The following is a 25270-nucleotide window of genomic DNA, read 5'->3' on the forward strand; positions in this document are numbered from 1 at the left end:
CAAAATTATTATATATTCTGATAGCATCAACAGGATACTAAAACACGCCCAATACTATCACTTAATTTTTATATCACTATTATGCCCCTCAGTAACCTTATTTATGATACCTATTCTTTTTTTTAAACTTCCCCTCTCCTCAAGTTCATTTCTAATATTCCTTACTTCTGATTTTAATGCTATGTTTTCTTTTTCCATTTGAATGAACTGTAGTGATTTAACAGACAGCTTTTCAACTATCTAAAAATCATTTAAAACAAAAAATAAATATTTAACAACACTATTTATATAAAATAATTGTTAAAATTAATTAAAAATAAAAATTAATGAAATGTAGATTGAATAATATAAAAATAATAAAAAATTAAGCTAAAAATTTTTTGACAAAAAATCAAAAATCAATTTTAGCAGACACAATAATTTTAAAAAAAAAGATGGATAAGAATTATCAATAACCGTAAGTTACAACATAACCGCGGTCATCACAGACTCTGAAGTAACCGTCGTCATAATTAATTCTATGATATCCGTTTCCAAGGTCACTACGGGAAACTTCATGTTGTTTTGGATCCCATCCACTATCTAAAACATCAGATTCATGGGCAGTTAAGTATTCTTCACCACCATAAATTCTTGTAGGTCTTTCATAACCATCATCTGCAGATTTAGATGATGAACCGCTACTTTTAGATCCGGATGATGAATCAGAATCTGAAGTTACATTACCTACAGACACATTAGTATTATTCGTATTATTAACTGTTGTGCTATTATATGTTTCCTGAGTATTTCCAAAGACAAGTATTGCTCCACAGATTACAACACTTAAACAGATAATAACCAGTACAATAATTAAAGTATCTTTATTAACCACAATATCTTCCTCCATTTATAATTTTTAATCAGTCAAGTAATTTCATTTCACCAGAGTGCAAAGCAGTTCCTACTAAAACCTTTTTTATACCAATATTTTCAAGTTCACTAACTGCTTTGTTATTTAAACCACCTGCTATAATCAGTTTATCTTTCAAATCTTCAAAATCATCCAATAATTCCTGATTATAACCTTTTTGTGTTCCAACACTTGTAATATCCAAAAGAATTATTTCATCAGGATCCAATTCTTTCAAAATTTCTTTAAATTCAGCTAATGAAATGTCTAAATTCCTGGAATATAATTCATTGTCTTTAACATCTACACTTACAACAATCCTTTCTTTAGGATACTTTTCAAAAATCTTTTTAATCTCATCAATGCTTTTTATAGTTTCTGTCGGAACAATTATCTTATATGCATAGTCTAAAAAGAAAGTAAATGATTCAAAATCCTTAACACCAGCATCCAGCATGACAGGTATAATTGTATTTACCATTTTAATATCATGAATATTATGGCCTTTACTTTCAATTAAATCCAAATCCGCAATATATAACTCATCTGCTCCATTAATTAATAATCCATTAGCTATATCAATAGGATTGGATGATGGGGCGAAAACTGTTTGCAATGGAGTATATGTATCCCTTAATCCAGATTTTCCACTAACAGCAACATTATCTTTTAAATCTAAAACAGGAACTTTTTTAATCATGATTAAATATTTGATAATGTCTAACTATTAATATTTTTGAAAAAAAGTTGTTGATATATAAGGAGGTGAAATTAGGTAGGAACACCTAATTTCCAAATAAAAAAAATAATGATCAATTATAAGGGTTTAACAAAAAATATGTTATGAACCTTACACATAGATTTAACTTCGTAGTATATAAACTTTACTTTATTTTATAAAAATTAAAGTATAATTGATAACTAAATTATACAATAAAGCAGGCTAAATATTAAATAAAATTAGAATATCTAATTTTTAAATTAAACAGAAATATGAAATTTAATAAAAATTTGAATAAATGCAATTTCTGATAAAAGAAAAATCCAAGATATGCTAAATTAAGCTTGAAAAGAAAAATTAAAGATATTTTTTAATACATAACAATCAACAGTGCATCCTAAGTAAAATATTAGTAAAAAATAGCTTGAAGTAATGTATAAAAGAGGAGAACTGAAAGACAATACATTATGTATCTTAAATAGGATGACTTAATGAATAATATAAAACATTACTCCAAACTGTATATTATACATCAACTTCCATAGTATAAATACTTTTTTATAAAAAAGTATTACTTCATTAATATAAAAAATAAAAAAAGTATTAATAAAAATTAAAAAATAAAATTACTGCCTATAATTCTCATCAATATATGAATCAAATTTTAAATAAGCTTCATCAATAGCACCAGCTATCTGATCTTGAGTAATCTCTGAAAGTTTATCAAAAGTAACTCCCACATCAACATCAACATCTAACTGATTATCCTCATAGCTAATGACAATATCCAAATCCAAATCATCTAATTCCTTAGTAGAAATAGCCTTTGAAACTTCAACTTCTAAAATTTCACCAAAATCATCAGAAATAGTAGCTAAATCAGCAGATGATAATTTTTTAAGTTTAGACATAATAATCTATAAAAAAAGAATTTTATAGGAGAATTATTCTCCTTGTAAACCTTGCATAGCAGCTTGAATGTTAGTTTGCATTTCTTCAAGTTTTTTCATGACTCTTTCTTCCTGACGAGCCATAGTTTGTTTTCTTAACTTAAGAGTTTCTAATTTTTCATTCATATCTTCAACTGCTTGTGCATAATCAACTTTAATAAGTAAGTTTCCAGCTTGTTTGAAAACTTCAGCATTTTCATCAGTTTTGTTAAGTTCTTCAAGAGCAGTTTCACTTTCCTGAATTTGAACTTCAACATTTTGAATTTGCATAGTTACAGCTTGAGCTTGTTGTTGTAATTGTTGAAATTGATTTAATTGATGTTGTATATTTTCTGGAATTTCCATTTTACCACCTATTATGTTTTAATAACTAAAAGTTGTTTTTTATAATATTTAAAAATATTGTATTAAATAGTTAAATTATTAATCTCTAAAGACAATTTAATCCATTTAATAGCAGAATTAACAGAAGCTCTAAAAGAAGTAGAATCTTCTGCATTTATTCTAATTAGAATCCTGGATTCATCTAAAGTCAGATTCATAGATGATCTGTAATCAGGAGCAGTTTCAAATTCTAAAACAATAGCATCATAAATTATTTTAGCCTGCTTTTGATTTTCAAATTCAATAGCTATATCACTTTTAACTGATTCAAGAGGACTGTCAAAGTTCATAATTCCCCATCTAAAATCTTTTTAACATTAATTTGCAAATCAGTTTTATCTCCAAATTTATTTACAAAATTAATTTTAGCTATTAAATCTTCTTCCTTAGAAATAAGAATATAATTTTCACCAGCTTTATCTACTAATTCAAAACCTAAAATTTCACTTAAAACATTAAGTTCTTCAACTTTAGAAACTATTTTCAAATTTTTAGGCAGAATATGGCATCTTTCATTAGAAGTATTAACACCAATCAATATTATAAGCAAAACTTCCCCTTTATTTGAATAAAAAGTTACTCTACTAGGATTACCCTTAATCTCATTAACAATAGCCAAATTATGCTCCTCTAATTCAAGAGCTTTTAAAAGTAACTCACGCATATTACTTTTTCCCCTATTTACACTAGTAGAACCAGTTGCATGAGCAAGATTTTTACAAAACTTTCTTGTTTTTTGAGAAGGTTTTCTAGAAGTTGAAATTAACATTTTAAATCATAAAAAATAGTTTTAAAAAATATTAGATAAAAGCAAAATGATTATCTTGCTTTTATAATTCTTGTTACTTCTGGAACATTTTTAAATAAAATCCTATATCTGCATTTAGGACATTTATTTTCCATGTAGCTTTTGTGATCTACTTCAGTTCCACAATGTGGACATCTATACAAGGATTATTCCTCCACGTTAACATTTCTTATGTTACGTGCTGCAGATTTTGCCATAGGAGTTTCTGGTACATATGCTCCTCCAGTAAATACTGCACCACATTTTCTACATTTCCAAATTCCAGCAGCTTGTCTTTTTACATAAGGTCTATCACATCTAGGACAAACATGATTTTTTTTCATGTTTTCTTCGATCATTTTTACAGATCTTTTTGCTTTTCTTCCGTATCTTGCACCGAACCTACCTGTAATACCCACTTTTTTTGTTCTTGCCATTTAAATTCTCTCCACATCAAAATAAATATGTAATAATGTAAATATTCAAAATTATTTACACAGATTATAAAATAATCTTAAAATTATCTAATATAATAATATTATAGATACTAATATTTAAAGTTAATGGTATTTTAACTTAAAAAAGGATTATAACACAAAAATGAGAAAAAATTCAATCATTTTTGCGAATTAAATTACTGCCAACTAATCAAGAGTTGGATAATTAGGACTTTCGTTAGTAATTAATAAATCATGAGGATGGGATTCTTTAATACCACTGCTTGTGATTCTAACGAATTTTGCTTTTTCCTGCATAGCTGCAATATCTTTAGCGCCGCAATATCCCATGGAAGATTTTAAACCTCCAACAAGTTGGAATAAAATCTCATTAACAGTTCCTCTGTAAGGCACAGCTCCTTCAATTCCTTCAGGAACATATTTGGTATGATTCATTTTACTTTTAGATCCTTGGAAGTATCTGTCTGCTCCACCATCATACTCACTGGTCATTGCTCCCATGGAACCCATTCCACGGTATTTTTTGTATTGTTTACCATTCATAACAACAACTTCACCAGGAGCTTCATAGGATGCTGCAAGTAAATTACCAAGCATTACTGCATCTGCACCTGCACCAATAGCTTTTGCAATATCTCCAGAGTATCTGATTCCACCGTCAGCTATTACCGGAATATCATATTCACGAGCTACATCAGCAACTTCGGAAATAGCTGTAAGCTGTGGTACACCAACACCAGCTACAATACGAGTAGTACACATTGAACCTGGTCCAATACCTACTTTAAGACCGTCTACACCCATAGATGCTAAGTCTTCAGCAGCTTCTGCAGTAGCTATATTACCTACACATAAATCAGCATCAATATTATCTTTAATAGTTTCAGTAAACTTAACTACATTCATATTATGAGCATGAGCACAGTCAATAGAAATAATATCTGCACCAGCCTGATCTAAAGCCATAGCCCTATCTAAATCAAAAGGACCAGATGCAGCTGCCACTAAATAGTTGCCGTCTTTATCACGAGCAGCATTAGGATATTGAGCCTGATTTAAAATATCCTTAATAGTAATGATTCCAACCAGTTTACCGTCACGAAGAACAGGAAGTCTTTCAACTTTATTTTCATAAGCAATGTTTAAAGCTTCTTCTGCAGTAATTGGTTCTTCAACAGTTACAACATCAGATGTCATGATGTCCTTTACAGTTTTATCAACACCTTTTTTCAATACAGGTCTGATATCTCTTTTAGAGATTATACCAATAATTTCATCATTATCTACAACTGGAAGACCGCTGATTAATTCATCATTCATTTTTGCCTGAACATCGGCAATTGTAGAATCCGGAGTAATAGTTATAACATCACGTATTGTTAAATCTTCAGCTGACTTGACTTTTTTAACTTCTTCCACTTGTTTTTCCTGAGTAATATTTCTGTGAATTACTCCAATACCACCTTCCTGTGCCATAGCTATTGCCAAATCTGCTTCAGTAACAGTGTCCATAGCAGCACTTAAAATTGGTATATTTAACTTAATACCTTTTCCTAATTTAATTCTAGTATCAATATCCTTTGGTTCCACATAACTTGCATTAGGAGTTAATAAAAAATCATCAAAAGTATAAGCTACCTTTGCTTCTTGAACTTTTTTTGAAAACATTTAAAAATCACCTTATTTAAAATGAATCACATAATTCTTTAAGCTCAGCTACAGCACTATGATGTATTTTACCAGTGTTACGATCACCACCTACACAAGCAGCTCCCCTAATACCTACAACATCACAACCAATGTCATTTAAAGGTTTTAACTGTTCTTTTTTAACAGAACCTGCAAGAGCTGTTTTCAAACCATAACTATGAGCTTCATTAACAAATTTTTCTAAATCTTCAATACTTAAATAATCAAATAATGTATGACCGTCTTTAACAGCAGTATCAAGCATAGCTAAATCACATCCAGCATCTTTAGCTACTTTTGGAATTTCCATAGGGTCAACTGCACCAACACGGTGTGCATCTGCATAACCTGCAGCTACAACAATAGTGTCATTATCAACATCTTTAATTGTTTTAGCTACATTTTCCATAACTTCAACTGCTTCATCATAATCTTTTGTTCCATATAATCCTACTTTAATATAATCTGCTCCAGAAACATGAGCCCCCATCGCCGCAAGAGAAACAGTACCTGGCTTATACGGTACATCACCTAAAGTTGCACTAACTAATTTGTCTTCAGGAGTTATCTCCCTAATATCCCTAATAACCCAAGGGAAATTAGCACCTAAAGATCCTTCTTTAGGATTTTTCACATCGACAATATCTGCTCCGCCTTTAATAGATTCGAGAGCTTCTTCATGATTTATAGGACTTATTAATAGAAGCATGTATTTCCTCCGTTTTTACATTTTAAATATAATAATTAAATATAGTATAACCTTACTTATAAATATTTATTATTTTTACTGGCAAAAAATTAAAAGTTGATAATAAATTATTTAAACACTAATTTAAAAAATACTTTAATATGAAAACATTAGACATAGTTGTTCCATGTTATAATGAAGAAGAAATGCTTCAAATATTCTACAAAGAAGTTTCAGATAATCTGAAAAACATAAAATGGAATGTTATTTTTGTAAATGACGGGTCAAATGACAACACTTTAGAAGTTATCAGAGAACTTGAAAACAGCTATGATAATGTTAAATACATCTCATTTTCAAGAAACTTCGGTAAGGAATCTGCAATATATGCCGGATTAGACTATTCCACTGAAGATTATGTTGTACTAATGGATGCTGATCTGCAAGACCCCCCATCTTTAATTCCTAAAATGATGGAATATATCAAAGAATATGATATTGTAGGAACACGCAGAGTCACAAGAAAAGGAGAACCTTTTATAAGATCATTTTTTGCAAGATTATTCTATAAAATAGCTAATAAAATAACTAAAATAGAACTTGTTGACGGTGCAAGAGACTTTAGATTAATGAAAAGAGAAGTTGTAAATGCAATCCTTGATTTGAAAGAGTATAACCGTTTTTCAAAAGGAATTTTCCAATGGGTCGGATTTGAAACAAAATGGCTGGAATATGAAAATATTGAAAGACAAAAAGGAGAAAGTAGCTGGTCATTTTGGGAACTGTTCAAATACTCCATTGAAGGAATTGTTTCTTTTACAACAGCTCCTCTTCATATAGCTACCATTACAGGGATTTTCTTTTCAATCATTGCATTTTTAGCTATTATAGTTATTGTTATAAAAACTCTTTTATTTGGAGAGCATGTAGAAGGTTGGCCTTCAACTGTTTCAATTATTCTGTTTTTAAGCGGAATTCAGCTATTTGCTGCAGGAATAATTGGAGAATATTTAGCTAAAATTTATCTGGAAAGTAAAAAAAGACCAATTTATATTATAAAAGAAAAAGATTAATATGGAGAATCTTTTTCTATAACAGATTTACTTATTTTTTCATGAGCTTTTGGATGAAGCTGTGAAGATTTTCTCATTTTTTCAATTATGTCATTTGTGGGAATAGATACGGGACAATTGACAGTACATAATCCGCATAAAGTACATTTATACAATCCTGATTCAAAACATTTTTCATCATCTTCAATGAATTTACTCATAGCTACTCCACGACCGCCTAAATAATTGTTGAATCCGAATTCGTTTCCAACAGCATTATATACCGGACAGTTAACTATACAGTTTCCACATCCAATACACCATAAGCATTCTTCTCTAGCTTCACTTCTTCCATTGTCAAGCAGGATAACAACTACCTTTTCAGCACCATACATATTTTTAAGAAGTTTTTTCTCAATATCTGCTGTTTTTGACGGTCCTGAAATTACATTAATATATGAAGTTACATAATTTCCAGTTGCATAAACTGTTTCAAGTTTTGCAACAGACATGGCATCTTCCAGAGCAGGTACAAATTTATCAATTCCTGCTACAATAATATGCAAATCTTTTAGAGAAACTAATGAAATATTGCCCTCATTATGAACTAAAACAATAGATCCCTCTTCAGCCGCTACAACATTAGCTCCACTTATACCTACAGTTGAATTTTCAAGACGTTTTAATACATCTGCCCTTACAACTTCCATAATTTCACGGGGAACCCTTCCCACATTAGTTTTCATGGATTCATTAACAATACTGGCTATTTCATCTACATTTAAATGAGATGCCGGACCTGTTGGATGCACTGGTTTGTTATCTTCTTTTTTAAGTTGTAAAATCCTATCTCCCAAGTCAGTTTCAACAACATCATAACCTTTAGCAGCCAAATTACTTTTAAGTTCAATTTCACCTAAAGTATTGGATTTGGCTTTAGCGATTACATTAGAACCGTTATCATCTAACAAATCATAAATAATATCCAACGCATCGTCCTTGGTTTTGGCATATTCAACATCAATGCCATTTCGCTTAAATGATTCAACAGCCACTTCCATCAGTTCCTCTTTATGGGCAATTGACTCTTTTTCAATTTCCTTAACTCTTTTTTCCAATCGTTTAATGGAAGAGGAATTTTTAATTTTGGAAGATCTGTCTTTAACTGTTTTAAATGACTTCCTCATTGTTTTAAGTTCACTTTCCTTCATTATTCTCCCCCATATTTAATTAAAAATTCTGTTAAATCCAAAACCTCTAAACCATAATCTTTTAAATTAAGTTTACAAAAAGGACATGGTGTAATCAGTATATCACAATTAGTATCCTTAGCCTGACTGATTCTGGCTTCTGCAAGTTCTGATGCAATTTGAGGATAAGCTGACTTTACTCCACCTCCAGCTCCACAGCATAAACTATTTTCTTTAATATTTTCCATTTCAATTAAATTAGCTACTGATTCAATAGCTTCCCTCGGTTCATCAAATACTTTACAATGCCTTCCCAAATGACATGAATCATGATATGTAACATCCAGATCTTTTTTATTGAACTTTAACCTGCCTTCATCAATTAAAATAGCCAGCAGTTCCGAAATATGAATAACATCCAGCCCTTCATAATCCTGAAGTAAAGTCTTATAACATCCCGCACATGAAGTCAGTATTGTTTCATCACCAAAAACTTCAGTATTTTTAGCTATTTGCTTTTTAGCCTCATCTTCAAAACCTGTTCGAAGTAAAACTGAACCGCAACATTTCTCATCATCCAATATATGATAATCCACATTAGCCAATCCCAATAGCTTTTCTGTAGCCTCAGCAATACCTGTTTCTTTTTCTCTTGCAGTACATCCTCTAAAATATAACATTGTAATTATTACTTATGATGTTATTACTAAATATATATGATGGATTTTAAAAGCTAATCTGAAAGTATTTTTTTAGAAAAATAAGAATTAAATAAAGTTAAAATAAAAAAAATAAGCTGATTAATCTTCATCATCAGATAATGAAATTTCATTATCCAATGCGATTTCTTTAACCATTTTGTTGATGTCATTTTCCAATTTATCCAACTTGTAATATAATTTGAATATAATATAAGCCATTACAGCAAATACTACAATAAAAATAAAATCAAGTCCCCTTGTTATTCCAAATAAATTAGCAAAGACCATACTGACATCCGGAGCCAGTGCAAAGAGCACTAAGAAAACCCATAATATAATCCACAGCACTAATGTACTAATTGTATTTTTTCCATTTCTAACACGTACAACAAACCATAAAATAGCCAATACTGCAATTATAGGAAATACTAAAGAATAAAAAAACATTAAAATCACCTTTTTAATCGAATAATTTATGTCTAATCATTGTAAACAATATTTTAATTCCGACTTTGTAATTGGTTCCTTTTGCCTGTGTTTCAGGAGTGTAAATAGTCTCAATTGTCACTTCTTCAAAAGGAATATTATTATCATTGATTTCTCGTATAAATTCTGAAGAAATTAAATAACCCTGAGCATTAATAGATATTTTATTTAATGCACTTTTAGTTAATGCCCTAAATCCTGTCTGAGAGTCAGAAACCTCAACACCATAAAAAATATGTGTCAATATATTCATTACAGAATTTCCAAAATTTTTAGATGTAGGCATATCTTTTAAAGAACGTACACCAATAACCGCTTCAGCCCTACCTGTAATTAACGGTTCAAGGACACTTTCCAAATCATCTACAGAGTGTTGCCCGTCAGCATCAATATTTACAATATATTTCGGATTATGTTTTAAAACAGCTTCAAAACCTGTCTGCATAGCTAATCCGACACCACGATTAATAACATGAGAATAAATAAAAATATTTTCAGGATATTTCCTTTGAACATCCTTTAGAATATCTAAAGTACCGTCAGTTGATCCGTCATTAACCAGAATTATCTTAAACCCCATATCAGCTATAGCTTCAATTACCGGTCTGACTCTTGTTTCTTCATTATAAGCTGGAATAATAACATAAGTCTGTTTTCTGTCTTCCATCGATACTTTAAATTCATTTTCAACAGTCATATAAATACACTTTTTATAATGGTCCTACATTAGGCTTTCCTTCACGGACTCCAGTTCCGGCTTCTTTTCTCATAGCTTTTGGATGATACATCATTTTAATAAGATTTTGTGCATGTTCACGTGCTCTGTTTTCAGCCAATACCTTAAGGTCTTCAGGATTATCCTCTTCATCTTCATGGACAAATACTTCCAAAATATGTTTATTAGTCATCAATTGTGCATTAATAAGACCTGTAGATGCTTCATGAGCACATACTTTATCTTTTTCCATAGGTCCCGGCATTCCAAGTGCCATTACAATGTCACAATTTTCCTCTTCAATTAGAATTTTAGCTGTAACAGGCAAATCTTTAACTCCAGGAACTGTCTGGCGAATAATAGTTAAATCTGTAGCATTATTCTTTAATTCATCAATAGCTGCAGCTCCCATATCAAAACGAGCAAAAGTTGTATCACAAATTCCAATCCTCATAAGTTCACCTTAAGCTAAAATCTGTTATTTTTAATATATAACTTTTTATTAATTTTTTATCAGTTCTGAAATTTTATCTACTGCTTCATTAATTGTCAAAGGATAATCATTATTTTTAATACTTACTTTATTTTTAATATTCAGTACTTTAAAAAGTTCAGATATTATTGGAAGCTTCAGATTAGCTTTTTTAATTAAATCTTCATTGGAAAATATTTCATTAGGAGTTCCGTCACCTATAATTTCACCGTCAGCCATAACAAATATTTTATTTACATACTGGGAAATCAAATCAACATCATGTGTTGAAATTACAATTGTAATTCCTTCTTTGTTAAGCTCAGATAATAAATTCATGATTTTTAATGCTCCCTGAGGATCCAAACCTGCAGTAGGTTCATCTAAAATCATTATTTCAGGTTTCATAGCCAATATTCCTGCAATGGCTATTCTTTTTTTCTGCCCGCCGCTTAAATGATGTGGTGCTTTTTTCTCAAATCCTTCCATTCCTACTCTTTTTAAAGCTTCTTCTACTCTATGCTGAACTTCATCCATAGGTAATTTTAAATTCAGCGGTCCAAATGCCACGTCTTCCTCTACACTTGGAGCAAATATTTGATTATCCGGATTTTGAAAAACTATTCCTACTTTTTGTCTGCATTTAAGTAATGCTTTTTTGTTATACTTTAATTTTTCACCATCAATTAAAATTTCACCATCATCAGGTTCGTAAATTCCATTGAAATGTAGGAATAATGTTGATTTGCCTGCTCCGTTTTTACCAAGTATTGCTACCATTTCACCATCATCTATTTTTAAGCTCACATTTTTTAGAGCTTGTGAATCATTATCATAAGAATAACTAATATTCCTTGCTTCTAACACTAATAATCACCTTCTATTTTGAGGTTTGTAAATTGGAATTTCACCATCATATCCTCTGGAATCCAGAGAATGTTGTAATGATTCTGCTTTATCCATAGATCTTAAAAATATATTGCTTCCCAGCATTGCTACAGATTTAAATGAAGTTTTATATCCATTATAACCTAATCTTGTTTCCTGTGCTTTTTTCATTACATCAAGTTCATTTAAAAATATGAAAATTGTATTATACATAAGCAATGCAATTTCTATTACTATTTTAGGTACTTTTATAACTTCCAAGGAATGTAAAACCTCGGCTATTGGAGTAGTTAAACCTAAAAATCCTAAACATGAAAAACATGCGAAAATTCTAAAAAAGGTATAAATTGCCAGATTAACGGCATCTTTTCTTATTGCAATTCCATAAAAATGGCTGTCCCAAACAATATTTCCTGTTCCAAAGAAAAACAATAAGAATACACAGGTTATTATTGTAAATACTGCTGGAATAGAAATGAACTTCAAATATGATTTAAATGAGATTCTGGCTACTCCCACTATTAAAATTAACATTAAAGCAAATATAATAACATCAAAGTATAGATTATCTAAAAATAATGTAATTATCATTAATCCAATAGCAATAGCTATTTTATAATAGGAATTCATTAAAGTTAATCTATTATGATGAGCAATGTAGTCCATGTCAAATTTCATAAAAATCACTAAAAAAAATAAAAAATGAGGAAATTAATCCTCTTTTTTAGACTGACCTTTCCAATAACCAAATGCATATCCGATTATCAATGCCCCGATAGCTGCCTGAAGTGCAAAAAGCAAACTTTCAATTTCACCACTTGGAGGTTCCCAGATAGAAGAAAACCATGGTTCATAACCGGTTTCTTCAATAGCTTCTCCAGCCTGACCGTCAGCTCCACCAAAGTAGCCTTCGTCTTCACCATATCCATTATACATTACTAATGGTGCAATAAACAAAATAATTACAACTGCTAATAAAATAATTAATGTTGATTTTTTCATAATAATCACCTAATTTTCCTTAGCACTTAATACATCAAGTTTTTTCAACAATTTTGGTTTATATACTTTCAATCTATCCCAAATAATCACAGTCAAAATACCTTCACCAATTGCCAACGGTATTTGAGTAACAGCAAATATTATTAAAAATTTGTATAATGCTGCTCCAAAAGTAGGAAGTGGGAAAGCAAGAGCTAACTGGAATGATGTAGCTACATAAGTCAATAAATCTCCTAAAAATGCTGCAAAGAAAACTGCAATAGTTGATGAAACATCAGATTTTATTAAAGATTTATAAACAATCCATGCTACAAATGGGCCTACAATACCCATTGAAAATATATTTGCTCCTAAAGTTGTAATTCCACCATGTGCAAGTAATAATGCTTGAAAAATTAAAACTATTGAAGCTAACACTGCAGTAACTGCAGGTCCAAATAATACTGCACCAAATCCATTACCGGTCGGATGTGAACAACTTCCAGTAACAGAAGGTAATTTCAATGAAGATAAAATAAACATAAACGCTCCGCTTACAGCAATTAAAGCTTTAGATTCGGGAGTAGTTTCTGTAATCTTCTTTATCTGATATACACCATAGAGTACTATTGGTATTGATATAATAAACCAAACAGCACACCATTCTGCAGGTAAAAAACCTTCCATAATATGCATACTTATATTCCTCCAAAATAAGCCAAAAACATACTCATACTCTCTATCCAATTCAATAAAAAATCAAATTGGTATTACTCTATTTTAATATTATAATATATAAACTTTGCCTGAATAGATGAACTAAATATAAAAATTTAATAAAAAAAATAAAAAAAATATAATAAACTTAAAAATAAAATTTAAACTACACAAAAATTGTATAAAAAGTATTAATAAAGTTATGTACTGCAAAAAACAATTCCTAATTTATATAACCATTAAAAGACAATAAATATAAAGTAACTATAAATCAATAAAGGCGATTCCAAATGAATATTAAAAATAACTTAATATTAGCACTTGATGTAACCAATAAAGACAAAGCACTTGAAATATGTAAACAGGTAAAACCTTATATCAACACAATAAAAATAGGATATCCGTTAACATTAGCTGAAGGATTAAAAATCATTAAAATTATAAAAGATGAATTTAATGCAAATATTATCTGCGATTATAAAGTTGCTGATATTGATGCTACCAATTCCAAAATCTGCGATTTAACATTTGATGCTGGAGCAGATGCAATAATCTGCCATGGTTTTGTAGGATCCGACAGTGTTCGGGCCTGTCTGGACAGTGCAAATGACCATGGAAAAGAAATATTTTTACTTACTGAAATGTCACATCCCGGAGCCAAAATGTTTTTACAGAAAGATGCTGAAGCCATAGCTAAAATGGGAGTCGACATGGGAATTACCAATTATGTTGCACCGGCTACCCGATTAGACAGATTAAGTAAAATAAGAGACATTGCAGGTGATGATGCCTGTATTATTTCTCCAGGTGTTGGAAAACAGGGAGGAGATGCTAAAAAAACTCTTGAATTTGCAAGTGCAATTATCGTTGGGAGAAGCATTTATGAATCTGATAATCCTGCACTAGCTTGTGAAAAAATAATAAAGGATTAAAAATCCTTTTTAAATTCTACTTTTTTTAAATAAACCATTTTCAGATATTGAACCTGCAATCAAGTATGCAAACTCAAATAATATAAACAGTACAAAGAACCATATATTAAATATGCCGCAAAGAGCCAGTAAAAATATTGCTACTTTCATTGCAAATCTATACTCAAAAAAACAATTTAAAAATTTATTTTCAGTTAATTTACTTATTAATTCATGACCTACTTCATCTAAAAGTGCTGAAAATATACATATCAATAAAATAACTAAATTTAGCTCAGGAATACCCATAATCAGTGAAATCAGCACAAAGAGTATTAAAGTTATAATATGATGAAACCCGTCTACTTTTAGGGCAAGGAGATTACCAATTAAAATTCCAATAAATATACATGCTGCAGATGCACTTGATACTGTTGCAAATGCAGAAGTTATTGCACATAATATGCCCAGTGCAATAGCTAATGACTTATCATCACCTATATCACAGGCATCATCTGACAGTTTCATGAAAAATCCGCTTAAGAAAAATAAAACAGCTAAAATAACATAACTCACTTAAAATCACCAAAAAAGAAAATTAAATTTTATCTAATGCTGCTGCATAGATTAATGGAAATATAATTGTAACATCTCCAACAACAGTAGCTAAATTAGATCCGCATTTTGCTTTTGACCAGGATTTAGCTTCTTCTAGTGGAGCTCCACCTAAACTACCTGCTTCCGGCCTATCCATTGTTATTTGAATTGCACAATCAAGACCACCATTTAAAATGTTTGAAGCTAAAGTATAGTGTTTTGTAAGGCCCCCTCCAAGTAAGATTCCACCTACTTTTTTGCTGCCAAATACAATATCTGATAAATAAGGCATGTCTCCTGCAGCACTTATTGTAAAATCATGGTCCTGTGAAAAAATCCATAGCTGCAGACCAATCATACAATCAATAATACCCGGAGCAAAAATCGGAACATTGTTTCTAGCTGCAGTAGCTATAAAAGAATTTTCATCATCAATTAACATTCCAATTTCATAAATCAATTCCTGAATAGATATTACCGGTTTTTTAGCAGATATTATTTCAAATAATTTAATTATTTCTTTTTCAAAGACTTCAAAATCATTAGATCCTACATTAATATCAGCTATCCTACCAATTCCTTCAGCATTAAGTTCCTCATCATCTTTTCCTTCATCTCTGTAATGAGCACCACCAAATGCTTCAAGTAAATCATGAGTAAGATTAGCTCCACTTGATACAATCAAATCTACATAACCTTCCCTTATCATTTGAGAAACAATATTTCTCATTCCACCTGGAATTAATGGACCTCCAAGGCTCATAAACACATTTGTATCTTCATCTTTAATCATATTAGCTAGAATATCAGTAGCTCTTGCAACTCTGCCAGCACCTAAAACATCAGATGCTTCAAATTGAGCTATTAAATCACTTACTTTCATATCTTTGGAAATATCTATTTGATTTACTTTCATTAAATCACTTGTAAAAAAATAATTATTGGGTAATAATAGGAAATTGACTTAAATTAGTTATAGAATTAATTAAATCTGTTCTTGTAACAATTCCAAGTAAATTATTATCTTTATCAGCAATAAGCACCCTACTAATTGCTTTTTTAAGCATTATTTCAATAGCATTAGCTATTCTCATGTCTTCATTAACAATTACAATATTTGTAGTCATCAAATCTCCAACAAGCAAATCCTCTTTATCATCAGCTATTGCTCGAACAAAGTCAGTTACAGTAAATACTCCTATTGCTTTACCATCTTTCATTACAGGAGCTCCTTTAATATCATTAAAAGCAAAAACTTTTGCAGCTTCTTTTAAAGTAGAATTGACTTTTAAAGATACAACATTGCGACTAGCTATATCACCTACAGTATTTTTAGGAATGCTTCTGATTGTAGTAGTATCTACAAGTAAAATATTGTCCATATCATCCCTGCCTACAATTTTGCCCATTACTCCTAAATTATTAACTGGTGTAGGACCTATTCTGATAGTATCTCCTAAATTTAAATCCTTAATGTTTCCTAAAACTTTAATAGCTGCCTCACATTCACCAGGCTGCGGAATACTGGTAAATTCAATTTTAGCAACTGAAATATCTTTTAATTTTTCCCCACCTTTATAAATAGGTACATTAAAATCCTTATCAGTAACTGAAATGTTTAAAGAATGATATGCTTCAACAGTAGGTTTATAACCACCACGAGGTCCCGGTACTCCTTTAACTAAACCTAAACTTCTAAGAGACTGCATCTGATTACGAATTGTTCCCGGATTTCTACTCATAATTTCAGCAATGTCTTCCCCCTTAATAGATTTACCATTAGCAGATTGGTACAAATTAATCAATGTTTGTAAAATTTCTTTTTGTACTGAGGTTAACATGAAAACACCTAAATATTATTATAAAAATTAATATTATATCTGTAAAATAATGTTTATAAATATAATGATTTATCATAACAAATCCAAAATTAAAAACCATTCAAAAAATATAATTTAAAAATGAAATAATTTTAAAATAACAGTTAAATAAAAAAATAAAAGGTGAAAAACAAAAATTAAAAAGTCATAATTTTGAACAATGAGATTTTAATTTTAAAGAATGTCTGTGAGAATGAATATGTTTAACACCTTCAGATGTATGAATTTCACCAAGTATTTCTACATTTTCATGAGAATGTAAATGTTTACCGTCATCATGATAATGGTAGTGACTATGAATCCTATTTTTATCAAAGTTTCTGTCATATAATAATGCTGCATTTAAAACAACTAAACATGACCCTGCATTATGAACAATAGCTCCAGTTACTGGATTTAACAGTCCCAATACAGAACAGATAATAGCAATAGCATTAATCATCATTGATAAAGCTATATTAAACTTAATTGTAAATAATGTAGAATTAGATAACCTTTTAAGATAGGGTATTTTTTCTATATCATCACCTAAAAGTGCAATATCTGCTGCATCAATAGCTATATCACTACCAATTGAACCCATAGCTACACTTACATTAGCTGTCTTAAGTGCGGGAGCATCATTAACACCATCACCAACCATACAAACTTTATTTCCTGATTTTTTAAATTTTTCAACCCACTGAAGCTTTTCATTAGGCAGTAAATTTCCATGAACTTCTGAAATTCCTACCTGTTTTGCAAAGTAATTAGCTGTTTTAACATTATCCCCAGTTAAAAGAACTGTTTTAACACCTAACTCATGTAAATTTTCAACCACAGACTGTGAGTCTTCACGAATACTATCTGATAATGCAATTATTCCAATAACCTGATTATTTAATCCTACAATGATAATTGCTTTACCTTCACTGTTTAAATTATCCAAATAGGTGTTAGTTTTATCTGAAATTTCAAAGTTTTCTTTAATGTAATTTAAATTACCTGCATAAATTTTTCCTTTTGAATTTATTCCAAAAACTCCTCTGCCTGGATACATTTTAAAATTACTTACTTTTTCAACTGCAATATGTTCATCATTGGCTTTATCTGCAATAGCTTTAGCTAATGGATGTTCACTTAAATTTTCCACAGCCGAAGCAATAGCTAAAACTTCATTTTCAGTAAAATCACCTGTTGGAATTATATCAGATACTTTTAAATCACCATAAGTTAATGTTCCTGTTTTGTCAAAAGTTATAGTACTTAATTCTCCTAAATTTTCCAGAGCTTCACCTGATTTAATCAGTATTCCATGTTTTGTAGCCTGGCCAATAGCTGCCATAACTGCAGTTGGTGTAGCTAATATTAAAGCACATGGACAAAATACGACTAAAACTGTAACTCCTCTTTCAATATTTCCTGTAGCAACCCATGCTGCTGCGGCTATTATTAAAGCAACCGGAACCAGCCATGTTGCCCATTTATCAGCTATTCTTTGAGTTGGTGCCTGCTTTTCATCAGCCTGTTTTACTAAATCAATTAATTTTTGAAGTGATGAATTTTCACCTAAACTTGTTGTTTTAATATCAAGTACACCATACATATTTAAAGTACCGCAGAAAACTTCATCACCATCTGATTTATCAACAGGCAGAGATTCACCAGTTATTACAGATTGGTCAATAGAACTGTCTCCATCAATTACTACTCCATCAACCGGAATTTTTTCACCAGGAAGTACTCTTAAAACATCATCAATTTTAATTTCATCAACTGAAATTATTTTTTCCTGTTTTTTTCCGTTTTTCTCATAAATTAATCTGCCTGTTTGAGGAGTAAGTTCTATTAAGTTTTTTAAACCTTTTTTAGCTCTCTCAACTGTCCAGTCTTCAAGAAGTGCTCCCAGTGCCATTATCCATGCTACTTCTGCAGCTGCAAATATTTCTCCAATAGCCAGTGAAGCTATCATAGCTATTGTAATTAATAATGCTGATGAAACCCATTTTTCAAATATTAACCTATCTAAAGCCAGATAAAATAAAGGGATTCCGCTAATTATTACAGCTCCCCATGCCGGATCTATAGGACTTTCAATTCCAGATACCATACAAATAATAGCACATAAAAGAAAAACACCTGAAACTATTGTCATTTTAAGTCCTGCAAGGATATCCATTATTTTTATTAACATGTTTTCTCACCTGAAGTATTACTTTTTTTAGTTTTATTTATATATTGAGTATTACTAACCTTCAATGAAGAATTACTTTTCATGAAAAAATAATTTAAAAAAATAGAAAAGTATTACTTTTTTGGATTTTATTTAAATACTCAGTATTACTTATTAGTTATGGACAACAATATTAATAAAAGTTTTCAAAATTGTTTCAGCAGCCGATCTGATATAACTCAAAACCAGCTTTTCTAATTTTAGGTGAATAAATATTCCGGCCGTCAAAAATAATCTTCTGATTTAATCTTTTAGCTAATTCATCTAAATCAAGAGCTCTGAATTCTTTCCACTCAGTAATTAAAACAAGAGCATCAGCATCATTTAAAACATCATATTTGGAGTTTTCATAAACAATATTTTCAGAATCAAAGTTCTGTTGGAAATTATCAGTAGCTTTCGGATCATATGCCTGTATTTTTCCGCCTCTTTCAATAATTTCAGAAGCTATTACTAAAGAAGGTGCACACCTTACATCATCAGTTTGAGGTTTAAAGGAAAGCCCCCAAATAGCAAAAGTAAGACCGGATAAATCCTCTCCAAACCTGTCAACAATCTTGTTTACTAAAACAAGCTTTTGATTTTCATTGACCTCATCAACATTAGCCAAAATCTTAGGTTCATAACCATTATCAGCAGCAGTGTTAATTAATCCTTTTACATCTTTAGGAAAACAGCTTCCACCATAACCGCATCCTGCATAAATAAAGTCATAACCAATTCTTTTATCGCTGCCAATACCTAAACGAACATTCTTAACATTTGCACCAACTTTCTCGCAGATATTAGCTATTTCATTCATGAAAGATATTTTAGTGGCGAGAAGAGCATTAGCAACATATTTGCTCATTTCAGCACTTTTAACATCCATTAAAACAAATCTGTCACTATTAACAATAAATGATGAATATAACTCTTTTAAAGTATCAAAAACTTCATCATTTTGAGCTCCAATAATAACACGGTCAGGATGCATGCAATCATCAATAGCTACACCTTCCTTTAAAAATTCAGGATTGCTGGCTATGTCAATTTTAATGTCTTTATCCAAATTAGATTCAATTAACTCCTTAACCTTAAAAGCAGTACCTACAGGAACAGTGGATTTAATAACAATTAATGAATCATGACTAATAACTTCAGCTATTTCTAAAGCTACATTATAAACATAATCTAAGTTAACACTGCCGTCCTCTTTTTCAGGAGTTCCAACAGCTATAAAAATAACATTGGAACTGTCTAAAGCCTCTTTTAAATCACCAGTAAAAATCAAATCTCCTTTTTCCTGATTAGATTTAACTAATGATGCTAAATTAGGTTCATAAATCGGCAATATATTATTTTTTAAATTAGCTATTTTTTCCAGATTATTATCAACACAGTAAACATTATTTCCCATTTCTGCAAAACAGGTTCCGGTAACAAGACCTACATAGCCGGTTCCAATAATTGTCAGTTTCATACAATTTATATATATCATTTAAATAATTTAAAGTTTATTAATAATTAATTATGGAAAAGAGGATTATCAAAAAAACCGGGGAAAAACTCTCACCAATAGGACTCGGAGCTATGAGATTACCTTCAAAAAACGGTAAAATCAACTATGCAGAATCTGAAAAGTTAATACACCATGCAATAGACAATGGAATAAACATTATTGATACTGCAGCAATCTATAATAATGGAGAAAGTGAAAAAGTCCTTGGAAAAGCTCTAAAAGGAGAATACAGAAATAAAGTTAAAATTTCTACAAAATTACCTGCAATAAACATTAAAAAATACGAAGATATGGAAAAAATATTAAATGAACAGCTGGAAAGACTGCAAACTGATTGCATTGACTATTACTTCCTCCACAATGTTGATTTAAAAGCTATGAACCGTTTACTTAAAAAAGATGTTTTAAAATTCCTGTCAAAAGCAAAGCAGGAGGGAAAAATAAAATATGTCGGTTTTTCATATCACGGCACTACTGAAGAATTTCCATTATTGCTTGATGCATATGACTGGGATATGGTAATGATTCAGTACAACTACTTTGATAATAATGTACAGGCAGATATTGAAGGCATTCACCATGCAGCATCAAAAGGAATGGGAATTTTTGTAATGGAACCTTTAAAAGGTGGAATTTTAGCTGGAAAAATGCCTGCTGAAGTTGAAGACATATTCAAAAAAGCTAACCCCTCTAAAACAAATGCTGAGTGGAGCTTATCCTGGATTTTAAATCATCCTGAAATAACCTGTGTATTTTCAGGAATGAATACATTATCTCAAATTGATGAAAATATAGCTGTCGGAAACCGTGCTGAACCTCATTCCATGACTCTGGAAGAATTGGAAACAATTGATTATGCAAAAAGAGCATTAAAGGAACTGCTTCAGATTAACTGTACAAGCTGCGGATATTGCCTGCCATGCCCCAAGGGAGTAAATATTCCTGAATGTATGAAAATATATAATGAAAAATATTTGTTTAATCAGAAAGGCCTTTTAAATCAAAGCTTAATCGACTATTATTTGACTGTAGGAGGGATTATGATAAACAAATCAAATGCCGGTTTATGTAACGGATGCGGAAAATGTTTAAGAAAATGTCCTCAACACCTGGATATTCCCAAAGAACTTGACAAAGTTAAAAAAGAATTTGAAGGTCATTTCTTTGGATTTAAAGTGTTATTTGTAAAAACTATCGGTATGAAAATATATCAGAAATTTTTTTAAATAATAAAATAAAAAGTGATAAATATGAAACTCGAAGAAATATTGGCTCCATGCCCAAAATGCGGTTCAAAAGATAAACATATACATAGAAAAATGTTAGACAATCACAGAGCACATGCAGAGTTAGACACTGTAAAATGTGAAGATTGCGGATATATTTTCTTTGTAAATGACAGTATGGATGAAGATGAGAAAAAAGAACTTTTAAAAGAATTAAATAAATACTACGGATAAAATGACTTTTCATGTAATGATAATCCCTACTTTAGGTTGCCAATGTAACTGCAAATACTGTTGGGGTTCCGAATCAACAAAAGAAATAATGGACATTAGTGTAATTGATGATATTATCACCTGGTTAAAGGATTTTAGAGATGATAAAGTTCATTTTACATTCCATGGAGGAGAACCCCTTCTTGCAGGCTATGATTTCTATGCACAAGCTTTAGAAAAATTATCCAAAATAGATAATGTGGAAGGCTTTTCCCTTCAAAGTAATATTTGGTTACTTTCAGATGAGTTAATTGATTTATTTTTAAAGTACAATGTTGTTGTAAGTACCAGTATTGACGGACCTGAAGAAATTAATGATTATCAAAGAGCAGAAGGTTATTTTGAAAAAACCATGTCCAGATATGAAAGAGCAAAAGAAAAAGGATTAAACATTAACTTTGTTTTAACAGTAACTCAATATTCTAAAGACTATAGTGATGAGTTATATGACTTTTTCAAATCAAATGGGATGAATTTAAAAATACATGCAGCACTTCCGTCACTACGTGGAGATAATGCTGATCCATGGGCTCTTGATCAGGAAGAACATGGAAAACTTTTAATTGATTGGCTGGATAAGTATCTTTACGATTTAGATAAATTCAGTGTAATGGATTTGGATCATATTGCTAAAAGTACATTCAGAAGAAGAGGAACATTATGTACCTTTGCAGATTGTATAGGTACAACATTAGCTGTTGGTGCAGATGGTTCAATTTATCCATGCTACAGATTTGTAGGAATGGATGAGTATATTTTAGGCAATGTCAAAGAAAATCCAAGTTTTGATAAGCTAAAAGAGTCTGATGCATGGACAAAACTTCAGGAGTTTAGAGAATATGTTGATGAAAACTGTGCTAAATGCAGATATGTCAAATATTGTGAAGGCGGATGTCCATATAATGCCATTGTAGCCAGTAAAACTCCAAAAGCTGTTGATCCACAATGTGTAGCTTATAAAATGATTTTTGGTGAAGTTTCTAAAAGACTTAACAAAGAATTTGCAAAAAATGCATTAGGCGGATTAAACGGACCAAGTGTTAAAAAAGAAAATGAAGCTTTCAGCATTATGGATTTAATGATGAAACCCTAATATTTTTCTTATTTCTAATTCCCTATAACCAATACAAAGTAACTGTTCGATAGCTAATCTTAATTTACCATCAGGTGCAGGCATTTTCAACTGGCTACAATCTGTAGCCACTTCAAGACATTCATTACTCTTTTTTATACAAATCTTTCAAATATCCTCTTTCAATACACCAATCCTTAAATTCATTGTATTTTACTGGATCTTTTCTGAGATATAACTGTTCATAAAATAATTTATCATTATGACTCTTCATTTTTTTGATAGCATTCACTATCTGATAATTCATATCTTCACCATAACCCATTTTATCCATTTTTTTAAGCATATAAATCAACTCATACTAAATATATTATATTTACATATAAAGCATAATTTATACACAAAAATATATAAATGTTGTGGTAAAATTAAGTTTAAAAAAAAAGAAGTTATGGGAAATATTTAATTTGAAGCTATAATATCTTTCATATAACTGATTAAATCGTTTTTAGATTCTTCATCATCCATTGCAAATTCTATAGATGTTTTTAACCATTCTAAACGATTTCCTATATCATAGGTTTTTCCTTCAAAGGTATTTCCATAAATTTTATCTAATTTAGCCAGTGCATCAGTAAGCTGAATTTCTCCTCCAACTCCAGCTCCGGTTTCTTTGATTTTATCGAAAATGTCTGGAGTGAGTACATATCTTCCCATAATAGCTAAGTTAGACGGTGCCTGATCAACTGGTGGTTTTTCAACAAGTTCATCAATCTGATAAACATCTGTTTCTATTTCTTCTCCTTTAATTATACCGTATCTTTCCACTTTTTCCTGAGGTACCTTTTCAAGAGAAATAGCTGATGCTTCATATTTGTTGTAAATATCTATTAACTGTTTTGTACATGGAGTTTTTCCTTTTGTTATTGTATCTCCAAGCATTACTGCAAAAGGTTCATCTCCTACATGTTTTTTGGCGCAATAAATTGCATCACCTAATCCTTTTTGCTCTTTTTGACGAATATAACAAATATCAGCCAAATCAGTGATATCCTGAACCTGTTTTAAATATTTAGTCTTACCAGCCTGCTTTAAAGTATACTCCAATTCAAATGATTTATCAAAATGATCTTCAATAGAACGTTTATTTTTACCAGTTACAATTAAAATATCATCAATACCTGAAGCTACAGCTTCCTCAATAACATACTGAATAGTAGGTTTATCAAAAACAGGCAACATTTCTTTAGGTTGTGCTTTAGTAGCTGGCAAAAACCTAGTCCCAAAACCAGCTGCCGGAATTACTGCTTTCATCTAATTATCACCCTCTTAATTTAATTAATACTAACTTATGTTTTAATTGGTTAAATAGTTAATTATTTTTTACATTTATAAAATTTCACTTAATTTTTCCAATATACAATCAATACTGACATTATAACAGACAATTGTTTTTTGAGAAGATTTCTCACCTTTTGAAATACTAACATCACAATTAAATATTTTAGATAATTCTTTTACAATTTCCTTATTGGCCTTGCCTTTTTGAGGAGCTTGCTTAATACGTATTTCAAATCTGTTTCTCCATTCGTTAAATCCTGAAATTTGAAATTTATTGGAATTTGGAGAAACCTCAATATCTATAAAAACATTATTATCTAATGAAGAAATTGCATTTAAGTATTTATTAGACATAATAATCAGAAAAATAGTTTATTAATTAAAGTGCGGGAGACGGGACTTGAACCCGCGAAGGGACTAACCCAATAGGCCCTCAACCTATCGCCTTTGACCACTCGACCACCCCCGCATCACACATAACAAAAG

At 30.5% G+C, this 25270-nt stretch carries 34 protein-coding genes and 1 tRNA gene; 5 read left to right on the forward strand and 30 right to left on the reverse strand.

The window, feature by feature from the left end:
- Positions 1-57 precede the first annotated feature (57 nt).
- From ACMC9J_RS00670 to ACMC9J_RS00720, 11 genes are all read right to left on the reverse strand, one after another.
- Positions 58-198, reverse strand: a complete 141-nt coding sequence (locus tag ACMC9J_RS00670; protein WP_427003358.1) for a hypothetical protein — start codon at positions 196-198, stop codon at positions 58-60.
- A gap of 250 nt (positions 199-448) precedes the next feature.
- Positions 449-889, reverse strand: a complete 441-nt coding sequence (locus ACMC9J_RS00675; RefSeq protein WP_427003359.1) for a hypothetical protein — start codon at positions 887-889, stop codon at positions 449-451.
- A 13-nt stretch (positions 890-902) separates the two neighbouring features.
- Positions 903-1592, reverse strand: coding sequence for a HisA/HisF family protein (locus ACMC9J_RS00680; RefSeq protein WP_427003360.1), 690 nt, complete (start codon positions 1590-1592; stop codon positions 903-905).
- Positions 1593-2239: 647 nt separating this feature from the next.
- Positions 2240-2524, reverse strand: coding sequence for a DUF3194 domain-containing protein (locus ACMC9J_RS00685; RefSeq protein WP_019267080.1), 285 nt, complete (start codon positions 2522-2524; stop codon positions 2240-2242).
- Positions 2525-2557: 33 nt separating this feature from the next.
- Positions 2558-2908, reverse strand: coding sequence for a prefoldin subunit beta (locus ACMC9J_RS00690; protein ID WP_004033636.1), 351 nt, complete (start codon positions 2906-2908; stop codon positions 2558-2560).
- Between the two features lie 62 nt (positions 2909-2970).
- On the reverse strand, positions 2971-3237 hold the full coding sequence (locus ACMC9J_RS00695; RefSeq protein ID WP_019264420.1) for a KEOPS complex subunit Pcc1: 267 nt from the start codon (positions 3235-3237) through the stop codon (positions 2971-2973).
- Positions 3234-3716 (reverse strand): ribonucleotide-diphosphate reductase subunit beta, encoded by a 483-nt coding sequence (locus tag ACMC9J_RS00700; protein WP_019264421.1) that lies wholly within the window; start codon positions 3714-3716, stop codon positions 3234-3236. Before ACMC9J_RS00700 ends, ACMC9J_RS00695 begins: the two co-directional genes overlap by 4 nt.
- 50 nt (positions 3717-3766) lie before the next feature.
- On the reverse strand, positions 3767-3898 hold the full coding sequence (locus ACMC9J_RS00705; RefSeq protein WP_004033630.1) for a DNA-directed RNA polymerase subunit P: 132 nt from the start codon (positions 3896-3898) through the stop codon (positions 3767-3769).
- Positions 3899-3901: 3 nt separating this feature from the next.
- Positions 3902-4171, reverse strand: a complete 270-nt coding sequence (rpl37A, locus tag ACMC9J_RS00710) for a 50S ribosomal protein L37Ae (protein WP_004033629.1) — start codon at positions 4169-4171, stop codon at positions 3902-3904.
- 207 nt (positions 4172-4378) lie between these two features.
- Positions 4379-5860 (reverse strand): IMP dehydrogenase, encoded by a 1482-nt coding sequence (gene guaB / locus ACMC9J_RS00715; protein ID WP_019264422.1) that lies wholly within the window; start codon positions 5858-5860, stop codon positions 4379-4381.
- Between the two features lie 16 nt (positions 5861-5876).
- On the reverse strand, positions 5877-6590 hold the full coding sequence (locus tag ACMC9J_RS00720; protein WP_019264423.1) for a (5-formylfuran-3-yl)methyl phosphate synthase: 714 nt from the start codon (positions 6588-6590) through the stop codon (positions 5877-5879).
- 140 nt (positions 6591-6730) lie between these two features.
- On the opposite strand from ACMC9J_RS00720, the gene ACMC9J_RS00725 reads away from it, so the two are divergent.
- A complete protein-coding gene (locus tag ACMC9J_RS00725) occupies positions 6731-7642 on the forward strand; it encodes a glycosyltransferase family 2 protein (protein ID WP_427003361.1) in 912 nt (303 codons plus the stop codon).
- On the opposite strand, the gene ACMC9J_RS00730 is transcribed toward ACMC9J_RS00725, so the two are convergent.
- From ACMC9J_RS00730 to ACMC9J_RS00770, 9 genes are all read right to left on the reverse strand, one after another.
- A complete protein-coding gene (locus ACMC9J_RS00730; RefSeq protein ID WP_019264425.1) occupies positions 7639-8832 on the reverse strand; it encodes an LUD domain-containing protein in 1194 nt (397 codons plus the stop codon). The genes ACMC9J_RS00725 and ACMC9J_RS00730 overlap by 4 nt on opposite strands.
- Positions 8832-9491, reverse strand: a complete 660-nt coding sequence (locus ACMC9J_RS00735; RefSeq protein ID WP_019267076.1) for a (Fe-S)-binding protein — start codon at positions 9489-9491, stop codon at positions 8832-8834. Before ACMC9J_RS00735 ends, ACMC9J_RS00730 begins: the two co-directional genes overlap by 1 nt.
- Before the next feature lie 120 nt (positions 9492-9611).
- Complete coding sequence (locus ACMC9J_RS00740) at positions 9612-9959, reverse strand: DUF2304 domain-containing protein (protein WP_019264427.1); 348 nt, start codon at positions 9957-9959, stop codon at positions 9612-9614.
- 13 nt (positions 9960-9972) lie between these two features.
- Positions 9973-10695 carry a glycosyltransferase family 2 protein gene (locus ACMC9J_RS00745; protein ID WP_304170837.1) on the reverse strand — a complete coding sequence of 241 codons (723 nt, stop codon included), beginning with the start codon at positions 10693-10695 and terminating at the stop codon, positions 9973-9975.
- Positions 10696-10708: 13 nt separating this feature from the next.
- Positions 10709-11167, reverse strand: a complete 459-nt coding sequence (gene ribC / locus ACMC9J_RS00750) for a riboflavin synthase (protein ID WP_019264429.1) — start codon at positions 11165-11167, stop codon at positions 10709-10711.
- Positions 11168-11215: 48 nt separating this feature from the next.
- Positions 11216-12052, reverse strand: a complete 837-nt coding sequence (locus ACMC9J_RS00755; RefSeq protein ID WP_427003362.1) for an ATP-binding cassette domain-containing protein — start codon at positions 12050-12052, stop codon at positions 11216-11218.
- Between the two features lie 6 nt (positions 12053-12058).
- Positions 12059-12751 carry a cobalt ECF transporter T component CbiQ gene (cbiQ, locus tag ACMC9J_RS00760; RefSeq protein WP_094516549.1) on the reverse strand — a complete coding sequence of 231 codons (693 nt, stop codon included), beginning with the start codon at positions 12749-12751 and terminating at the stop codon, positions 12059-12061.
- A 33-nt stretch (positions 12752-12784) separates the two neighbouring features.
- Positions 12785-13075: an energy-coupling factor ABC transporter substrate-binding protein gene (locus tag ACMC9J_RS00765; RefSeq protein ID WP_019264432.1), complete on the reverse strand. Its 291-nt coding sequence runs from the start codon at positions 13073-13075 to the stop codon at positions 12785-12787.
- Positions 13076-13084: 9 nt separating this feature from the next.
- Positions 13085-13750, reverse strand: a complete 666-nt coding sequence (locus ACMC9J_RS00770) for an energy-coupling factor ABC transporter permease (protein WP_019264433.1) — start codon at positions 13748-13750, stop codon at positions 13085-13087.
- Positions 13751-14061: 311 nt separating this feature from the next.
- Between ACMC9J_RS00770 and pyrF the strand changes: the two genes are divergently transcribed.
- Positions 14062-14703: an orotidine-5'-phosphate decarboxylase gene (pyrF, locus tag ACMC9J_RS00775; RefSeq protein ID WP_304170696.1), complete on the forward strand. Its 642-nt coding sequence runs from the start codon at positions 14062-14064 to the stop codon at positions 14701-14703.
- A 9-nt stretch (positions 14704-14712) separates the two neighbouring features.
- Here the strand turns inward: pyrF and ACMC9J_RS00780 are convergent, their stop codons facing one another.
- The 5 genes from ACMC9J_RS00780 to ACMC9J_RS00800 all read right to left on the reverse strand — a co-directional run bounded on the left by ACMC9J_RS00780 (position 14713) and on the right by ACMC9J_RS00800 (position 20833).
- Positions 14713-15258: a hypothetical protein gene (locus tag ACMC9J_RS00780; protein WP_019267074.1), complete on the reverse strand. Its 546-nt coding sequence runs from the start codon at positions 15256-15258 to the stop codon at positions 14713-14715.
- Positions 15259-15280: 22 nt separating this feature from the next.
- A complete protein-coding gene (locus ACMC9J_RS00785; protein WP_427003363.1) occupies positions 15281-16195 on the reverse strand; it encodes a deoxyhypusine synthase in 915 nt (304 codons plus the stop codon).
- Between the two features lie 22 nt (positions 16196-16217).
- Positions 16218-17120, reverse strand: coding sequence for a CBS domain-containing protein (locus ACMC9J_RS00790; protein ID WP_019264437.1), 903 nt, complete (start codon positions 17118-17120; stop codon positions 16218-16220).
- Between the two features lie 184 nt (positions 17121-17304).
- Positions 17305-19332 carry a heavy metal translocating P-type ATPase gene (locus ACMC9J_RS00795; RefSeq protein ID WP_019268487.1) on the reverse strand — a complete coding sequence of 676 codons (2028 nt, stop codon included), beginning with the start codon at positions 19330-19332 and terminating at the stop codon, positions 17305-17307.
- Positions 19333-19528: 196 nt separating this feature from the next.
- Positions 19529-20833 (reverse strand): UDP-glucose dehydrogenase family protein, encoded by a 1305-nt coding sequence (locus ACMC9J_RS00800; protein WP_094516552.1) that lies wholly within the window; start codon positions 20831-20833, stop codon positions 19529-19531.
- Between the two features lie 50 nt (positions 20834-20883).
- Here ACMC9J_RS00800 and ACMC9J_RS00805 point away from each other — a divergent pair, with 50 nt between their 5' ends.
- Genes ACMC9J_RS00805 through ACMC9J_RS00815 form a run of 3 tightly spaced genes read left to right on the forward strand, consistent with a single transcriptional unit; the run spans position 20884 to position 23464 of the window.
- Entirely contained in the window at positions 20884-22098 is a 1215-nt protein-coding gene (locus ACMC9J_RS00805) for an aldo/keto reductase (RefSeq protein ID WP_019268226.1), read from the forward strand.
- A 24-nt stretch (positions 22099-22122) separates the two neighbouring features.
- Positions 22123-22332: a TIGR04165 family Cys-rich peptide gene (locus ACMC9J_RS00810; RefSeq protein WP_019264441.1), complete on the forward strand. Its 210-nt coding sequence runs from the start codon at positions 22123-22125 to the stop codon at positions 22330-22332.
- Between the two features lies 1 nt (position 22333).
- Positions 22334-23464, forward strand: coding sequence for a TIGR04083 family peptide-modifying radical SAM enzyme (locus ACMC9J_RS00815; protein ID WP_427003364.1), 1131 nt, complete (start codon positions 22334-22336; stop codon positions 23462-23464).
- Here ACMC9J_RS00815 and ACMC9J_RS00820 read toward each other — a convergent pair.
- From ACMC9J_RS00820 to ACMC9J_RS00840, 5 genes are all read right to left on the reverse strand, one after another.
- Positions 23447-23575 (reverse strand): hypothetical protein, encoded by a 129-nt coding sequence (locus ACMC9J_RS00820; protein WP_256468691.1) that lies wholly within the window; start codon positions 23573-23575, stop codon positions 23447-23449. The genes ACMC9J_RS00815 and ACMC9J_RS00820 overlap by 18 nt on opposite strands.
- Positions 23576-23588: 13 nt before the next feature.
- Entirely contained in the window at positions 23589-23789 is a 201-nt protein-coding gene (locus ACMC9J_RS00825; RefSeq protein WP_019264443.1) for a hypothetical protein, read from the reverse strand.
- 116 nt (positions 23790-23905) lie between these two features.
- Positions 23906-24757: a UTP--glucose-1-phosphate uridylyltransferase GalU gene (gene galU / locus ACMC9J_RS00830; protein WP_019264444.1), complete on the reverse strand. Its 852-nt coding sequence runs from the start codon at positions 24755-24757 to the stop codon at positions 23906-23908.
- A 75-nt stretch (positions 24758-24832) separates the two neighbouring features.
- Complete coding sequence (locus ACMC9J_RS00835; RefSeq protein WP_427003365.1) at positions 24833-25138, reverse strand: DUF167 family protein; 306 nt, start codon at positions 25136-25138, stop codon at positions 24833-24835.
- Between the two features lie 31 nt (positions 25139-25169).
- Positions 25170-25253: transfer RNA gene (locus ACMC9J_RS00840), tRNA-Leu, on the reverse strand.
- Positions 25254-25270: the final 17 nt, after the last annotated feature.

Origin of the sequence: Methanobrevibacter intestini (assembly GCF_047402955.1) — an archaeon.
GTDB lineage: Archaea > Methanobacteriota > Methanobacteria > Methanobacteriales > Methanobacteriaceae > Methanocatella > Methanocatella intestini.

What these genes read in the sequence shown, in the direction of transcription:
- ACMC9J_RS00670 (WP_427003358.1), bottom strand. Translation starts at nt 198, where the DNA reads ATGGAAAAAGAAAACATAGCATTAAAATCAGAAGTAAGGAATATTAGA.
- ACMC9J_RS00675 (WP_427003359.1), bottom strand. Translation starts at nt 889, where the DNA reads ATGGAGGAAGATATTGTGGTTAATAAAGATACTTTAATTATTGTACTG.
- ACMC9J_RS00680 (WP_427003360.1), bottom strand. Translation starts at nt 1,592, where the DNA reads ATGATTAAAAAAGTTCCTGTTTTAGATTTAAAAGATAATGTTGCTGTT.
- ACMC9J_RS00685 (WP_019267080.1), bottom strand. Translation starts at nt 2,524, where the DNA reads ATGTCTAAACTTAAAAAATTATCATCTGCTGATTTAGCTACTATTTCT.
- ACMC9J_RS00690 (WP_004033636.1), bottom strand. Translation starts at nt 2,908, where the DNA reads ATGGAAATTCCAGAAAATATACAACATCAATTAAATCAATTTCAACAA.
- ACMC9J_RS00695 (WP_019264420.1), bottom strand. Translation starts at nt 3,237, where the DNA reads ATGAACTTTGACAGTCCTCTTGAATCAGTTAAAAGTGATATAGCTATT.
- ACMC9J_RS00700 (WP_019264421.1), bottom strand. Translation starts at nt 3,716, where the DNA reads ATGTTAATTTCAACTTCTAGAAAACCTTCTCAAAAAACAAGAAAGTTT.
- rpl37A (WP_004033629.1), bottom strand. Translation starts at nt 4,171, where the DNA reads ATGGCAAGAACAAAAAAAGTGGGTATTACAGGTAGGTTCGGTGCAAGA.
- guaB (WP_019264422.1), bottom strand. Translation starts at nt 5,860, where the DNA reads ATGTTTTCAAAAAAAGTTCAAGAAGCAAAGGTAGCTTATACTTTTGAT.
- ACMC9J_RS00720 (WP_019264423.1), bottom strand. Translation starts at nt 6,590, where the DNA reads ATGCTTCTATTAATAAGTCCTATAAATCATGAAGAAGCTCTCGAATCT.
- ACMC9J_RS00725 (WP_427003361.1), top strand. Translation starts at nt 6,731, where the DNA reads ATGAAAACATTAGACATAGTTGTTCCATGTTATAATGAAGAAGAAATG.
- ACMC9J_RS00730 (WP_019264425.1), bottom strand. Translation starts at nt 8,832, where the DNA reads ATGAAGGAAAGTGAACTTAAAACAATGAGGAAGTCATTTAAAACAGTT.
- ACMC9J_RS00735 (WP_019267076.1), bottom strand. Translation starts at nt 9,491, where the DNA reads ATGTTATATTTTAGAGGATGTACTGCAAGAGAAAAAGAAACAGGTATT.
- ACMC9J_RS00740 (WP_019264427.1), bottom strand. Translation starts at nt 9,959, where the DNA reads ATGTTTTTTTATTCTTTAGTATTTCCTATAATTGCAGTATTGGCTATT.
- ACMC9J_RS00745 (WP_304170837.1), bottom strand. Translation starts at nt 10,695, where the DNA reads ATGACTGTTGAAAATGAATTTAAAGTATCGATGGAAGACAGAAAACAG.
- ribC (WP_019264429.1), bottom strand. Translation starts at nt 11,167, where the DNA reads ATGAGGATTGGAATTTGTGATACAACTTTTGCTCGTTTTGATATGGGA.
- cbiQ (WP_094516549.1), bottom strand. Translation starts at nt 12,751, where the DNA reads ATGAAATTTGACATGGACTACATTGCTCATCATAATAGATTAACTTTA.
- ACMC9J_RS00765 (WP_019264432.1), bottom strand. Translation starts at nt 13,075, where the DNA reads ATGAAAAAATCAACATTAATTATTTTATTAGCAGTTGTAATTATTTTG.
- ACMC9J_RS00770 (WP_019264433.1), bottom strand. Translation starts at nt 13,750, where the DNA reads ATGCATATTATGGAAGGTTTTTTACCTGCAGAATGGTGTGCTGTTTGG.
- pyrF (WP_304170696.1), top strand. Translation starts at nt 14,062, where the DNA reads ATGAATATTAAAAATAACTTAATATTAGCACTTGATGTAACCAATAAA.
- ACMC9J_RS00785 (WP_427003363.1), bottom strand. Translation starts at nt 16,195, where the DNA reads ATGAAAGTAAATCAAATAGATATTTCCAAAGATATGAAAGTAAGTGAT.
- ACMC9J_RS00790 (WP_019264437.1), bottom strand. Translation starts at nt 17,120, where the DNA reads ATGTTAACCTCAGTACAAAAAGAAATTTTACAAACATTGATTAATTTG.
- ACMC9J_RS00795 (WP_019268487.1), bottom strand. Translation starts at nt 19,332, where the DNA reads ATGTTAATAAAAATAATGGATATCCTTGCAGGACTTAAAATGACAATA.
- ACMC9J_RS00800 (WP_094516552.1), bottom strand. Translation starts at nt 20,833, where the DNA reads ATGAAACTGACAATTATTGGAACCGGCTATGTAGGTCTTGTTACCGGA.
- ACMC9J_RS00805 (WP_019268226.1), top strand. Translation starts at nt 20,884, where the DNA reads ATGGAAAAGAGGATTATCAAAAAAACCGGGGAAAAACTCTCACCAATA.
- ACMC9J_RS00810 (WP_019264441.1), top strand. Translation starts at nt 22,123, where the DNA reads ATGAAACTCGAAGAAATATTGGCTCCATGCCCAAAATGCGGTTCAAAA.
- ACMC9J_RS00815 (WP_427003364.1), top strand. Translation starts at nt 22,334, where the DNA reads ATGACTTTTCATGTAATGATAATCCCTACTTTAGGTTGCCAATGTAAC.
- ACMC9J_RS00825 (WP_019264443.1), bottom strand. Translation starts at nt 23,789, where the DNA reads ATGCTTAAAAAAATGGATAAAATGGGTTATGGTGAAGATATGAATTAT.
- galU (WP_019264444.1), bottom strand. Translation starts at nt 24,757, where the DNA reads ATGAAAGCAGTAATTCCGGCAGCTGGTTTTGGGACTAGGTTTTTGCCA.
- ACMC9J_RS00835 (WP_427003365.1), bottom strand. Translation starts at nt 25,138, where the DNA reads ATGTCTAATAAATACTTAAATGCAATTTCTTCATTAGATAATAATGTT.